This is a genomic window from Corynebacterium aurimucosum ATCC 700975 (genome assembly GCF_000022905.1).
GTDB classification, from domain to species: Bacteria; Actinomycetota; Actinomycetes; order Mycobacteriales; family Mycobacteriaceae; genus Corynebacterium; species Corynebacterium aurimucosum_F.
The window spans coordinates 1,653,896-1,667,779 of the sequence record NC_012590.1; the positions used below are offsets into that span (position 1 = coordinate 1,653,896).

The following is a 13,884-nucleotide window of genomic DNA, read 5'->3' on the forward strand; positions in this document are numbered from 1 at the left end:
GTTTTTCGGGGTTAACACGCGGCTGCACGGCGGAAACGGTAGTGTTGTGTCACATAAGTTTTGGCAGCCGTGTCGCGCGGCGCGATAGTACCGAAGGTGGTTTCCTACCATGTCCGCTATTCCTTCTCCTGGAGCCATGCCCCGCAAGGGCGCTCGTCCCGGCCCGTCGGCTTCCGCCCCCGCCGCACGCCCCGTGCAGCCCGCAAAGAATGATCCCGCCAAATGGGGCCGCGTGGATGCTGATGGTTCGGTCTTTGTAAAGTCACCCGAAGGTGAACGCAAGATTGGCGAATGGCAGGCAGGCACCCCGGAAGAAGGCTTGGCGCACTTTGGTGCCCGCTACGACGATCTGTCTACCGAAATCGAGCTGCTGGAATCCCGCCTGAAGGCACATCCGGACGATGCAGCGTCGATCAAAACAACCGCTGCAGAGCTGCGGGACTCCCTGCCCACGCAGGCGGTGATTGGTGATATTGCCGCCTTGGACAAGCGCCTGAGCACCGTCATTGAGCATTCCGTGGAAGCCGGAGAGCAGGCGCAGGCTGACAAGGCTCGCCGCCGCGAAGAGGCAATCGCCAAGAAGGAAAAGCTGGCGGCCGAGGCCGAGGACATCGCCGCCAACTCGACGGAGTGGAAGGCCGCCGGCGACCGCATCCGCGCCATCCTCGAGGAATGGAAGCAGATTCGTGGCATCGACCGTCAGACGGATGATGCACTGTGGAAGCGCTACTCCCGCGCCCGCGATTCCTTCAACCGTCGTCGGGGCTCGCATTTCGCCGAGCTCGATCGCAACCGCGCTGCAGCCCGCGCCAAGAAGGAAGAGCTAGTGGAGCGCGCAGAGGCTATTAAGGAATCCACCAACTGGGGTGAAACGGCGCGTGCTTACCGTGACCTCATGACGGAGTGGAAGGCCGCTGGCCGCGCTCCCCGTGAGATCGACGATAAACTCTGGGCCCGCTTCCGTGCCGCGCAGGACCACTTCTTCAACGCCCGCAACGCGGTGAACGATGAACGGGATAAGCAATTCGCAGAAAACGCCGCCGCCAAGGACGCGCTCATTGCGGAATATGACTCCCAGATTGATCCGTCCAAGTCCATCGACACTGCAAAAGCCAAGCTGCGGGAGCTGCAGGAAAAGTGGGAAGAGATTGGTTTCGTCCCGCGCAACCAGGTGCGCGAATACGAGTCTAAGATCTCGGCTTTGGAAAAGCGCGTGAGCGACGCCGAGGATTCGCAATGGCGCCGGACGGACCCAGAGGCCCAAGCCCGCGTGGCCCAGTTCCAGGCCAAGGTGGATGAATTCACCGCACAGGCGGAGGCCGCAGAAGCCAAGGGCAATAGCAAGAAGGCAGAAGAATTGCGCGCCCAGGCGCAGCAATGGCAGGAGTTCGCGGATGCCGCCGCGGCTGCTGTCAACGAAAAGTAGCGGCTCACAGTCTGAGTGTTCGTTCAGATAGTCGCTCCGCCGGGCTCGGCACACGCTGAGCCGGCGGATTGCCTCCGCAGCTTTGTCTTCGACGCTAACCTCGCCGCACAGGAAGCCAGCGGTGATCCCGCAGCCAGTGGCTCTCCACGCCGCGTGCTCCAACGTTTGCAAGGCTCCGCAGAGTCCGTGACTTACCTTTTCGGGCTCACTACCGCTGCTATGGGCACCGCGGGAGAACTGGGGCTGCCGGTCATTTCAGCAGCCGAGCCCAGCCCGGAAATCGACTTCGACGGTTTCATCCACATCTCACTTTCTCTCTTGGAAGAAACGGACAACGCCGATATCGAATGTGTCCTCGCCGCGGATCTCTTGCCCTTGCCTGGAGAGGAACTAGAGCCAGAGGCTCTCGGCGTTACCCGAGCCCTCGCCCGCGAGGCACTCCGGCTTACCCGTCAACTAGGCCGCAAGAATGCCCAGGTTGGCATGCTGTATCCGCCGGACGCGGACCATACCTACGATCCGATGTCGCAGGCTTATCTCGAATTGGGGTTTCACCACAAGCACGCCGAACGTCAGATGTACGTCGATATCCAGCCCACTGCCCCGGTGCTCGGTGCGCAGGTGTGGCCAGACTATGACATTCCGGAAGAACTACTGGATGATGTCCTGCGTCTGCTCACCGTTGCCTCCGCCGACGCCGTGTACGGTGACTTGAGTGTTGAGCCCATCGTGTGGACGCGGCAGCGTCTCAAGGCAGCTCACGCCCGGCTACGTTCCCGGAAGGCTCACACGTTGCTCATCGGTATTCTCGAGCGCGGTCGAGTCGTCGCGCTCACGGAGCTGTCGCGCCACGGCGATGCAGACCCCGAAGTATGCGAGTGGACGCTCACGGTCACCGACCGCGATTATCGCCGGCGTGGACTCGCCACACGCGCCAAGCAGCATGCTCAGTACGCAGTGGCCCACCACTGGCCCACTGTTCGCCGGGCGTACTGTTCTGTGGCCCAAGCTGATCCAGCAATGAACGCGCTCTATGCGCGCCTCGGCGCGCACGTCATCTCCGCCAGCAGCGCCTACGAGCTCACCGTGTAGAACGGGTAATCGGTGTAGCCACGCTGCCCACCTGTATAAAACGTGCCTTCATCCGGCGCGGTGATAGGAAGCTGCTCCTGCCAGCGGCGAACGAGGTCCGGGTTCGAGATGGCCAACCGGCCCACGGCCACCGCATCACCATGCTGAACCAGCTCCCGGGCTTCGGCACACTGGGTCACCTGGCCAAATCCCGAATTCAGGATGACGCGGGTGCGACCGTTAGCGCGTGCAAGGGTGCTCAGCTCAGTAATGAGCTCACCGGTGGGCTCTGCGTGGAGGAAGGACACATAGGCCAGACCGAGGTCTTCAATTGCGCGGAGCAGCCCTCCATACGTGGCGAGCACATCCGCGGCGTCGGTTTCCTCGATGCCCTGAATATTGTGTTGTGGCGACAGCCGCAATGCGAGACGGTCTGCACCGATCTCCTCGGCCACAGCACGGAGGATTTCTTCCACGAGGCGGTAGCGATTTTGTGGGCTTCCACCATAAGCATCCTCACGGTGATTGGAGCTCGGGGAAAGGAATTGATGCAGAAGGTAGCCATTGGCGCCATGGATCTCTACGCCATCCATCCCTGCGTCGATGGCGTTGCGGGCGGCCTGACGGAACTCTCCGATGATGCGAGGCAGCTCTTCCACGTCGAGGGCTCGGGGAACTGGGCATTCTTTACGGGACTCAAAATCTCTGACAGCGGTCCCGGAGGCCACTGCGGAGGGTGCTACCGGCTCCGCCCCTTCGAGGAGGCTGGCATGAGACAGGCGCCCGCCATTCATTACCTGCATGAAAATGCGTCCACCGGCCTCATGGACGGACTCCGTCACACGACGCCACCCGGCAATCTGCTCTGGAGTTTCGATACCGGACTGGCCAGGAAATGCGCGGCTTGTCACCGCGGGGAATACGCCCTCTGTCACGATAAGCCCCATGGAAGCGCGCTGTGCATAGTACGTCTCATGCAGATGGGTGGGGACACCGTCACGGCCTGCGCGTGAGCGGGTCAAAGCTGCCATGGTCACGCGGTTTGGGCAGGGTTAGTCGTCCCAATTCAAGTGAGTCGAAGAGTGTAGTCATGCACTCCACAACACGAATCTCGTAGCGCTTATTCCTCGTCCTGCTGACGACGGTAGCGTGAGGCGGCGCGTGCGCGGCGATCGTCGATAAGCAGCGGATTTTGCTCCGCCGGCAACTCAGTCGTGGCTTCTGTTTGCAGAACTCCCACATGGTCAAGCTGCCCAGAAACCTCTCGCACCCGCTCGGCAGCGGCGAGCTGCTCGGGGCTGCGGCGCAACGCTACTTGGCAGTACACCAAGAACGCCACCAACGTGGAGAAGGCTCCCACGTACATGCCAATGGACGCTCCTTCTGCCGCACCGCCGCGATACCAGAAGCCCCACAGGTTGACGAAAAAGGAGATGGTCACCATCATCCATGCAGCGAGAGCCACAGATGTCCGCCGCGTGAGGAGCGTGGCCGTGGTCAGAATACCCACGCCTCCCAGTGCTAGCCACGCGCTGACGGTCTCCATAAGCGAGATGCGCACCCCCTCGGCGGTTCCTCCGACGAAGAGCGCTTCCCATCCGCGAGCCTCACCGGCATAAGGAAGCACCAAGTACGCTACCCACGCCACGACAGCTACGATGAGCGCGTATTTGTGCTTTCCCAGTTCAATGGTCCTCGCTGCACGCTTCTCTGCCGCGACCGCATCGCGCACCTGCTTCAAGTCATCACTCATAGGAACGGAGCCTACTCCCTTCTAACAGCCGCAGGAATCAGCCGGCGCGCTGGGCTTGCCGACGCCCGGCAGCCCCAGCCCCACCCCAATCGGAGCCGTCGTGGGCGTCTGCCCCGCCGCCGACATATCGCCGGCCTTCGTGCGGCGGTGCTCGCTGACGCCGGAATCAGCAACGAGGAAGAAAGAGCCCGCTTCCGTCACGGTGGTGTGCACGACATCGCCGGGACGAATCTCTGCGGAAATGTCCTTACCTGCAGGATCAACGGGAGCAAAGTGAACGAGACGACCATCGCGGGCGCGGCCGGTGAGGCGGTGAGTCTCGGCGGACTTACGGCCGCCTTCCGCTTGAACCAGAAGCTCCACATCGGTACCAACCAGCTTCGCATTCTCCTCAGCCTGGATGGAGTCTTGCAGCGCTACCAGGCGCTCGAAGCGCTCCTGCACGACTTCCTTCGGTATCTGATTCTCCATTTCCGCAGCCGGGGTGCCTGGGCGCGGCGAGTACTGGAAGGTGAAGGCGGACGCGAAGCGAGCGCGGCGCACCACTTCTAGGGTGGCTTCGAAGTCTTCCTCTGTCTCGCCGGGGAAGCCCACGATGATATCCGTCGTGATGGCAGCATGCGGCATCTTCTCTCGCACTTCATCGAGGATGCCCAGGAACTTCTTCGTGCGATAGGAACGGCGCATGTCCTTGAGCACCTTGTCCGAACCAGACTGCAGCGGCATGTGCAGCTGCGGGCACACCGCTGGGGTCTCCGCCATGGCATCGATGACATCGGACGTGAACTCGGCAGGGTGTGGGGAGGTAAAGCGGAGGCGCTCAAGCCCTTCAATCTTGCCTACTTCCCGCAGCAGCTTGGAGAAAGCGAAGCGGTCTCGCGGCAGATCCGGGTCAGCGAAGTTGACACCATAGGCATTGACGTTTTGCCCCAACAAGGTCACCTCGGACACGCCCTGGTCCACCAGCGCTTGAACCTCTGCAAGGATATCGCCTGGGCGGCGGTCTTCTTCCTTGCCGCGCAACGAAGGAACGATGCAGAAGGTACAGGTGTTATTGCAGCCCACGGATACCGATACCCACCCGGCATAAGCGGACTCGCGCTTTGCCGGCAGCACGGACGGGAAAGCCTCCAGGGCGTCGACGATCTCAACCTGGGCCTCATCGTTGTGGCGGGCACGCTCCAGCAGTGCCGGCAGGGCAGCCATGTTGTGGGTTCCGAAAACCGCGTCTACCCACGGCGCATGGTCAAGGACTGTGTCCTTATCCTTCTGTGCCAAGCAGCCGCCCACCGCGATTTGCATACCCGGGTGGTTTTCCTTCGTCTTCTTTAACGCACCCAAAGTGCCATACAGGCGCTTATCGGCGTTCTCGCGCACGGCGCATGTATTGAAAACGATGAGGTCAGGCTCAGTGCCATTCGGCGCCGCCGAATAGCCAGCTTCCTCAAGCAGGCCGGAGATGCGCTCTGAGTCATGAACGTTCATTTGGCAGCCGAAAGTCCGCACCTCATAGGTGCGGGGCTGGGGATTAATTACGGGGGAGTTCACGGGGGGACATTCTAACTGGCCAGTCCGACTACTCATAATGCCTCAGCCGCATCTAAGTGTTATGGATTTGTTACACAAACAACCTCGACTCCCCCAACCCGCCGCCTATCCTTCTATTCATGATGTATATCACTTTCGTTAGGGAGGTGTGATGTGAACGACCTTTCCGGGCCCATGATCAAGATGGACGGAGTCAATAAGTACTTCGGCGACTACCACGCACTGCGCGACATCAACCTGGAGATCGGCCGCGGCGATGTTGTCGTTGTTCTCGGCCCATCTGGCTCAGGCAAGTCGACACTTTGCCGGACCATCAACCGTCTCGAAACTATCGACCAGGGTTCCATCGCTATCGACGGCACGTCCCTTCCTGAAGAAGGACGCGAACTAGCCAAGTTGCGGGCAGATGTTGGCATGGTGTTCCAGCAGTTCAACCTGTTTCCGCACAAAACCATCAAAGATAACGTCACCTTGGGCCCCATCAAGGTACGCAAGATGAAAAAGTCCGAGGCCGAAGAGCGCGCAATGCAGTTGCTCGACCGCGTCGGAATTGCCAATCAGGCAGACAAGTATCCAGCGCAGCTCTCAGGCGGCCAGCAACAGCGCGTGGCCATTGCACGCGCTCTGGCAATGCGCCCCAAGGTCATGCTTTTCGACGAACCTACCTCGGCCCTAGACCCCGAGATGGTGAACGAGGTCCTCGACGTCATGACGGACCTCGCTAAGGAAGGTATGACCATGGTCGTGGTCACCCACGAGATGGGCTTTGCCCGCCGTGCGGCCGACCGCATCCTCTTCATGGCTGACGGTTCCATCGTCGAAGACACCGACCCAGAGTCCTTCTTCACCAACCCGCAATCAGAACGAGCAAAGGATTTCTTGGGCAAAATCCTGCAGCATTAATCAGCCATCTACCCGCCTTTTCTTCCACTCAACTTCCACTCACCTCACTCAAGGAGAATCTCATGTCCCGCACTTTCCACCGCATCACCGCCACCATCGCCGCCGTCGCTGCCTCCAGCGCCCTGCTCGTTGCTTGTGGCGATTCCTCCGACTCAGCCAGCGGAGGTGACGGCCTGCTCGCTAGCATCGAATCCGGCTCCGTCACCCTAGGCACGAAGTTCGATCAACCAGGTCTGGGCCTGCGCGAAGGCGATGGTTCCATGACCGGCCTCGACGTTGACGTTGCCACCTACGTGGTCAACCACATTGCCAAGGACAAAGGCTGGGAGGAGCCGGAGATTGAGTGGCGCGAAACCCCATCCGCGCAACGTGAAACCTTGATCGAAAATGGCGAGGTAGACCTCATCGCCGCAACCTATTCCATCAATGCTTCCCGCGCCGAGAAGGTCAACTTCGCCGGCCCCTATCTCATCACTCACCAGGCACTGCTCACGCAGAATGACAACAAGGACATCACCGGACTCGAAGGACTCGACGGAAAGATCCTGTGTTCCGTTACCGGCTCCACTCCGGCACAAAAAGTAAAGGAAGCTCTGCCGAGTGTTCAGCTGCAGGAATATGACACCTATTCCTCCTGCGTGGAGGCCCTGAGCCAGGGCAACGTGGACGCAATGACCACTGACGCGACCATCCTTAATGGCTATGCAGCACAGAACCCCGGCAAGTTCCAGGTGGTCGAGCTAGAGAAGGACGGAAAGCCTTTCACCGATGAATACTACGGCGTGGGTTTGAAGAAGGATGATCAGGAAGCCACCGACGCTATCAACAAGGCCCTAGAGGAACTCCACTCCTCCGGTGAATTCGACAAGCTGGTGTCCAAGAACCTGGACAAGGGCGAGGGCATCGACGAGGCCACGATTGGTGACCTCTCCTTCCTCGACTCCTAAACACCCCACTATTTCCCCGCCTAGCCTGCGCCGAGGATTTATCGCCCCGGCGCAGGCCCGCTAGTAGGAGAATTCTATGGAATCCATGTGGGCCGCACTTGGCCCGGAGCTCTGGCCTGCCTTCTGGCTCACCATCCAGTTGACGTTCTGGTCTGCTATCGGCGCGATGTTACTCGGTACCATCCTCACCGCCATGCGTGTCTCCCCTGTGGGCATCCTGCGGTGGATTGCCACAACGTACATCACGACCGTGCGCAATACTCCCCTGACGCTCATCATCCTGTTTTGTTCTTTCGGTCTTTACCAGAACCTTGGCCTCACACTGGCCAGCAAAGATTCCTCGACATTCCTGGTGGACAATAACTTCCGTCTGGCCATCGTCGGATTCGTTCTCTATACCTCTGCTTTCGTTGCAGAATCCTTGCGCTCAGGCATCAACACGGTTGACTTCGGCCAGGCCGAGGCGGCTCGTTCGCTGGGACTGAGCTTCTCGCAGACCTTTAGCACGATTATCTTCCCTCAGGCAGTACGCGCGGCAATTGTCCCGCTGGGCAATACGCTTATCGCGTTGACGAAGAACACCACGATTGCTTCCGCAATCGGTGTGGCTGAGGCCTCCCTACTTATGAAGTCCACCATTGAGATGCACGCAAGCCAGCTCTTCCTCATCTTCTTCATCTTCGCGGCTGGCTTCATCATCCTGACCTTGCCCATGGGTGTGGGCTTGGGCAAGCTCTCGGAAACTTTGGCGGTGAAGAAATAATGGCTGTACGCGCAACCGTGCTTTACGACGCCCCCGGCCCCAAGGGCAAGCGTCGCAACCTCATCTACACCATCATCACCGCAGTGCTCTCGGTGGCTGTCCTGTACTGGGTGCTGTCCACCTTGGGCGAACGCGGACAGCTCGATTCAGCATTGTGGACGCCGTTCCTCAACAATCAGACGTGGACCACCTATTTGCTCCCCGGCCTGCGCGGCACCATTCTCTCTGCCGCCGCTTCCATTGTCCTGGCGATCGTCTTCGGCATCATCTTTGGGCTCGGCCGATTGAGCGAAAACGTCTTCGTGCGGGGCTTATGTGGCGTCGTCGTAGAATTCTTCCGCGCCATCCCCGTGCTGTTGCTGATGATCTTTGCCTACCAGCTCTTCGCCATCTATGACGTGGTTCCTTCCAAACAGCTGGCGTTTAGCGCCGTGGTCTTTGCGTTGACTCTTTATAACGGCTCAGTCGTCGCGGAAATTTTGCGCTCCGGCATCAAGTCACTGCCCAAGGGACAGACCGAAGCCGCCCGGGCGCTGGGCCTATCGCATGGGCAAACGATGCGCACTATCCTGCTCCCGCAGGCCGTTGCTGCCATGCTGCCGGCGCTTATTGCCCAGATGGTTATCGCCCTCAAGGACTCTGCGTTGGGCTACCAGATTGGCTATGTGGAGGTTGTACGCTCCGGAATCCAGTCGGCGTCCTACAACAAGAACTACTTGGCATCGCTCATCGTGGTTGCGATCATCATGATTCTCATCAACTGGGGCTTAGGCCTCCTGGCCGAGCGCATCGAAGCCCAGCTGCGTGCTGGCCGCGCTCGGAGGAACATCATCGCTAAGGTTCCGGAGCAACCGGGCCAAGGGCTGGATACCAAGGACCAGGTTAACGTTGACTGGCATTCTGAAAACTACACGGAGATCAGAAATCCAGCCGAGTAGAAAACACCAGATAGGAAAAGCTAGGAAAGTTCGGCTATACGTGCGTCCAAGACCTCAATGGAGATACGCATAACGAGCTCCTGGCTATAGCCGCGCCGCGCGAGCGTTCCAACGATGCGGCGCAAGAACTTGTCCCGCTCATGCCGGTCAGCGGGAGCCCTCTTGAGGGTTCGCGCCTTCTTTTCAGCTACCTGGCGGGCGACAGCCTCTTCAGATTCCTCGGTGATCTGCTCCAAAGCTATGGCACGGTCGGCAGCCTCGACGCCCTTTTCCTTCAGCTCCAGGTTGAGGGCCCGGGCCGACTTACCTCGCCGGGCGTGCCGCTGGCGCACCCACTCCTTGGCAAAGGCTTCATCATCAACAAGCCCTGCCCCTGCTAAATCATCGACCACTGTGTCAACGACGTCTGGCTCAAAGTCCGCCGCGACAAGCCGGTCACGCAGCTCCTTGCGGGAACGCGCCCGCTGATCCAGTAGACCTAGTGCACGGGAGCGCACGGGCGCCTTCGCCGCTTCCGCTTCCGCGTCAATGAGCTGCCCGCCGGCGTCACCCGACTCGTAGGCTTCGAGAGCGTGACGCAGCTTTTCGAGCTTTTCTGGTGAAGGTTGTGGCATTGATTCCGATTAGTCGTCGTCGAAATCGACGTTCGGTACGAGATCCACAGCCTCATCCGTCAGCGGATCGTCCGCGCCCGGCACGTCCATGGCTACATCCTCGCCCGCTTCGGCAGCGGCGGCACCAACGCCAAGTTTGACGAAGATCTTCTTTTCAATCTCATCCGCGAGATCTGGATTGTCCTTGAGGAAGTTACGGGCTTTTTCCTTGCCCTGGCCCAGCTGGTCGCCCTCATAGGTAAACCAGGAACCGGACTTCTTGATGAAGCCGTGTTCGACACCCAAGTCAATGATGGAAGACTCGCGCGAAATGCCCTCACCGTACATGATGTCGAACTCAGCGATCTTGAACGGCGGGGAAACCTTGTTCTTCACAACCTTGAGCTTGGTGCGGTTACCGATGGCATCCTGGCCATCCTTCAGAGTCTGGATCCGGCGAATATCGCAACGCACTGAGGCGTAGAACTTCAGCGCCTTACCACCCGTCGTGGTTTCCGGCGAGCCAAACATTACACCGATCTTTTCACGCAGCTGGTTGATGAAGATGGCGGTAGTGCCGGAGTTGTACAAAGCACCGGTCATCTTGCGCAGCGCTTGGGACATGAGGCGTGCCTGGAGGCCAACGTGGCTATCTCCCATCTCGCCCTCAATCTCAGCCTTCGGTGTCAGCGCCGCGACCGAGTCAATAACAATAATGTCGATGGCGCCGGAACGCACCAGCATATCGGCAATTTCCAAAGCCTGCTCACCGGTATCTGGCTGGGAGACCAGCAAGTTATCCGTATCCACGCCGAGCAGACGTGCATACTCCGGATCGAGAGCGTGCTCAGCATCGATAAATGCGGCGATGCCACCAGTCTTCTGCGCCGATGCAATGGCGTGCAGCGCAACGGTGGTCTTACCCGAGGATTCCGGGCCATAAATCTCCACGATGCGCCCACGCGGGAAACCGCCGACACCTAATGCGATATCGATAGCCGTGTTGCCGGAGGAAATGGCTTGGATTGGCGGGCGGTCATCATCGCCCAGACGCATGACAGCGCCCTTGCCAAAATCCTTCTCAATCATCGCCATTGCGGCATCGAGGGCCTTTTGGCGATCATCGCCCTTGTTAGCCGCCGAGGACTTCTTCTTCGTAGCCATTCATTTCCTCACTATCGTGCGTCAGCTTTTCTGTGTTCTTGCGTGTTAATGCTTGAGTCTTAATTAAAGGTGGCACCTAGTTAGACTGCCACCTCGTGACTTTGGTTCCCAGGGTTTGGCTCAATTAGCCTTTCACCCTCACCACAAGCCACGACAGCACCCTAACGCGCTCACCGGACCACGTCCCCACAATACACACACAAGTGTTCGATTGGCCATTCTGCCATGACGCGTGTCCCGGGCGCCAGGTCCGTTACTGGAGCACCCACGGGCCACCCTGCTCCTGCCGCGAGAAAGTCACCTTCTCAGAAGCTGGAAGGACGGCCACCTCCTCCCCTAGTTGACCACACATGTCTAGCTCATCAAGCCTGACTTGGCTCAAATTAGTGCCGAAGGGTTGGGGTGGTGATGGTGTTGACGAGGGTTTGGATTTCCGGGGGTAGTGGTACTGCGGCGTGGATGGTTTCGCCGCCAACGACGAGTTGAAAGCTGCGGTATTTCTTGAGTGTTCTCACGAGGCGTTTGATGGATTGGCCACTGCGGGTCTCCATCAGGTGGGCCACGGCTAGTGCTGCGATGACGATGTTGAGGTGGGCTGTGATCGAGTCTTGTTTCCTGGCGTAGATTGGGCGTGCTTTCAGGTCTGATTTCGACATCCGAAACGACTTTTCAATGTTGAATAGCCTGCGGTAATGCCCGATAACCTCACTAGCGGGGAGAGCGGTCAGGTCGGTTTCATAGCCTTTGATCCCGGCTAGGGCTCGGTGTTTGGCAGCAAGAGCGTAGTTGACCTTCTTGTTTGGGGCGGAAAGATCGATATAGCGGTTGCGCTTGATTGCGATATCGCCGTCAACAGCGCGTTTGGCTTTTGCGACTTGCTCTTTGATTCCGCGCAGGCTGCGCCTAGCCCGGTCGTGAGAGTACTGGTAATGCGTCACCGTATTCGGGGTTGTGTGTTTGCGCCCATCGCTTGCCGAGGCTTGTGTCCAGATCTGGCCGTGGGTGTAGTCGTCACCGGGGTTTTCCCGCCGCCAGGTTTCGATCACCTCAGGCACGGTGGGGGTTTTCACCGACAAGATGTAGTGCAGCCCTGCATCTATCAATGCTTGTTTGTTCGCTGCGGAGAACATGCCTGCATCAGCAACGACGGTGACTTCATCGAGTTGGTAGGCCTCTTGGAACCGTGTGATCATCGGTAGCATCGTGTGGGTTTCTGCCGAGTTTCCGGCAAACGCTCCAACATGTAGTGGAAAACCAGTGGCATCAGTAAGCAGCCCGACAAGGATTTGTGGCTCGAGGCGGCGCTCTTTGGAAAATCCGGGTTTGCGAAGCTCATCAGGAGTATCGGTTTCGAAGTACAAGGTGGTCACGTCGTACAAGATGAATGTGCCTGGACCGATACCTGCATGATGCGCCAGCACTTGGGTTAATCCTTCGCCGAAGGCATCTGTAGCAAAGCCAGGTAGTCGGCGTTTAATCGTGGCGTAGCTTGCGCTTGTCACCCCAACTTCAGCCAGGGTTTCAATCGAATCAAACTTCGAACCAGGATTAATCAACCGAGCGCGCACCAGATCCCGAAACACCTGATCATCACCAGTTGCTACAGCAAGACCTAACTCGTTGAAACACGCATCAATACAGTCCAACAAGTAACCAGCTCGCTGTGCTGTCACCGGCACCGGGTCATCAGCGGTTCCCCTGCTTGCTGAAGGCTCTACTCCAAGATCAAGGGTGAGTTGATCTGCATCAATAAGACGCCGGGCCTGGGCTTTAAGCTGCTCAACTTGATCAGGTGAGTGTCCTGATCCGACCTGTTGAAGCTTTTTCGACCCTCGATGCTCAGACCACACCACCTGAACCGCCGTCGCCCCGGAAGCGGTCTTGACAGTGCGAATGTATGGACTCACAAAATCAGACTACCGGCTACCCCCGCCGATACCCGCTTAGTGCCGAAAAAATAACCGCCACAACACCAAACCTCCAGGCCACAATGTCAAGGGTGACCTTCATCACCTAACCGTGAGCCAAGTCAGGTTTCACCCTCACCACAAGCCACGACAGCACCCTAACGCGCTCACCGGACCACGTCCCCACAATACACACACAAGTGTTCGATTGGCCATTCTGCCATGACGCGTGTCCCGGGCGCCAGGTCCGTTACTGGAGCACCCACGGGCCACCCTGCTCCTGCCGCGAGAAAGTCACCTTCTCAGAAGCTGGAAGGACGGCCACCTCCTCCCCTAGTTGACCACACATGTCTAGCTCATCAAGGTCAGCACTGCTACTCATAAATGTGGAATACCCGGGCCTTTGCACGTCACGATAGAGCTCAACCCGCCCGGCGGCAGGCGGCACCCACTCATCGTCTTCATCGCTACCACCCTGCCATGTTCCATCACTGGCAGCGATAACGTCCTTTTCGGTAGCGCCCGGGCAGATAATAATCACTCGTTGATACTCGGAATCGAAGATGTCACCGATCGGCATATCCACGCTGCCAGGCTCACCCTCCTTCACCCCAGCTGCCCTATCGATATTTTCAATGATATTCGCGGAATTAATCAACGAACATCCAGTCAGACCGGCTATCACCAAGCCGGAGAGAAGCGCCATGACACCCCCGCGCACACCGAGGTGAACCGAATTTCCAAACCGAGCTTGCCCCTGCCTATCTACCATGCCCCGAGGGTACCCCGTTCGGGGTGACCTTGGGATCCAAAGACCGTGCTTGAACAGTGTTCAAAAGGGCTCATTTGCTGCATTATTACCCCACTGGAT

12 protein-coding genes and 1 pseudogene are annotated in these 13,884 nt (G+C 58.8%); 6 read left to right on the plus strand and 7 right to left on the minus strand.

Annotated features, from left to right (window positions below):
* Positions 1 to 109: 109 nt before the first annotated feature.
* Positions 110 to 1,426, plus strand: a complete 1,317-nt coding sequence (locus CAURI_RS07800) for a DUF349 domain-containing protein (RefSeq protein WP_010190274.1) — start codon at positions 110 to 112, stop codon at positions 1,424 to 1,426.
* A gap of 15 nt (positions 1,427 to 1,441) precedes the next feature.
* Entirely contained in the window at positions 1,442 to 2,518 is a 1,077-nt protein-coding gene (locus CAURI_RS07805; RefSeq protein ID WP_010190276.1) for a GNAT family N-acetyltransferase, read from the plus strand.
* Here CAURI_RS07805 and CAURI_RS07810 read toward each other — a convergent pair.
* From CAURI_RS07810 to miaB, 3 genes and pseudogenes are all read right to left on the minus strand, one after another.
* A pseudogene (locus CAURI_RS07810) lies at positions 2,500 to 3,589 on the minus strand (alkene reductase). The gene CAURI_RS07805 and the pseudogene CAURI_RS07810 sit on opposite strands and share 19 nt — an antisense overlap.
* Before the next feature lie 28 nt (positions 3,590 to 3,617).
* Complete coding sequence (locus tag CAURI_RS07815) at positions 3,618 to 4,250, minus strand: Rv2732c family membrane protein (RefSeq protein ID WP_010190279.1); 633 nt, start codon at positions 4,248 to 4,250, stop codon at positions 3,618 to 3,620.
* A 21-nt stretch (positions 4,251 to 4,271) separates the two neighbouring features.
* A complete protein-coding gene (gene miaB / locus CAURI_RS07820) occupies positions 4,272 to 5,834 on the minus strand; it encodes a tRNA (N6-isopentenyl adenosine(37)-C2)-methylthiotransferase MiaB (RefSeq protein ID WP_012715097.1) in 1,563 nt (520 codons plus the stop codon).
* Between the two features lie 138 nt (positions 5,835 to 5,972).
* Between miaB and gluA the strand changes: the two genes are divergently transcribed.
* The 4 genes from gluA (at position 5,973) to CAURI_RS07840 (ending at position 9,349) form a co-directional block, all read left to right on the plus strand.
* Positions 5,973 to 6,701 carry a glutamate ABC transporter ATP-binding protein GluA gene (gene gluA, locus CAURI_RS07825; RefSeq protein WP_010190281.1) on the plus strand — a complete coding sequence of 243 codons (729 nt, stop codon included), beginning with the start codon at positions 5,973 to 5,975 and terminating at the stop codon, positions 6,699 to 6,701.
* A 62-nt stretch (positions 6,702 to 6,763) separates the two neighbouring features.
* Positions 6,764 to 7,648, plus strand: coding sequence for a glutamate ABC transporter substrate-binding protein (locus CAURI_RS07830; RefSeq protein WP_010190283.1), 885 nt, complete (start codon positions 6,764 to 6,766; stop codon positions 7,646 to 7,648).
* A 76-nt stretch (positions 7,649 to 7,724) separates the two neighbouring features.
* Positions 7,725 to 8,411 (plus strand): amino acid ABC transporter permease, encoded by a 687-nt coding sequence (locus tag CAURI_RS07835; protein WP_010190285.1) that lies wholly within the window; start codon positions 7,725 to 7,727, stop codon positions 8,409 to 8,411.
* Positions 8,411 to 9,349 (plus strand): amino acid ABC transporter permease, encoded by a 939-nt coding sequence (locus CAURI_RS07840; protein ID WP_010190287.1) that lies wholly within the window; start codon positions 8,411 to 8,413, stop codon positions 9,347 to 9,349. The genes CAURI_RS07835 and CAURI_RS07840 overlap by 1 nt, the downstream gene beginning before the upstream one ends.
* Before the next feature lie 20 nt (positions 9,350 to 9,369).
* Here CAURI_RS07840 and recX read toward each other — a convergent pair whose 3' ends face one another.
* The 4 genes from recX to CAURI_RS07860 all read right to left on the minus strand — a co-directional run bounded on the left by recX (position 9,370) and on the right by CAURI_RS07860 (position 13,785).
* Positions 9,370 to 9,963, minus strand: coding sequence for a recombination regulator RecX (gene recX, locus CAURI_RS07845; RefSeq protein ID WP_010190288.1), 594 nt, complete (start codon positions 9,961 to 9,963; stop codon positions 9,370 to 9,372).
* Positions 9,964 to 9,972: 9 nt separating this feature from the next.
* Positions 9,973 to 11,106: a recombinase RecA gene (recA, locus tag CAURI_RS07850; RefSeq protein WP_010190289.1), complete on the minus strand. Its 1,134-nt coding sequence runs from the start codon at positions 11,104 to 11,106 to the stop codon at positions 9,973 to 9,975.
* 383 nt (positions 11,107 to 11,489) lie between these two features.
* Positions 11,490 to 13,013 carry an IS1634 family transposase gene (locus tag CAURI_RS13625; RefSeq protein ID WP_012715099.1) on the minus strand — a complete coding sequence of 508 codons (1,524 nt, stop codon included), beginning with the start codon at positions 13,011 to 13,013 and terminating at the stop codon, positions 11,490 to 11,492.
* A gap of 250 nt (positions 13,014 to 13,263) precedes the next feature.
* Positions 13,264 to 13,785, minus strand: a complete 522-nt coding sequence (locus tag CAURI_RS07860) for a hypothetical protein (RefSeq protein WP_012715100.1) — start codon at positions 13,783 to 13,785, stop codon at positions 13,264 to 13,266.
* Positions 13,786 to 13,884: the final 99 nt, after the last annotated feature.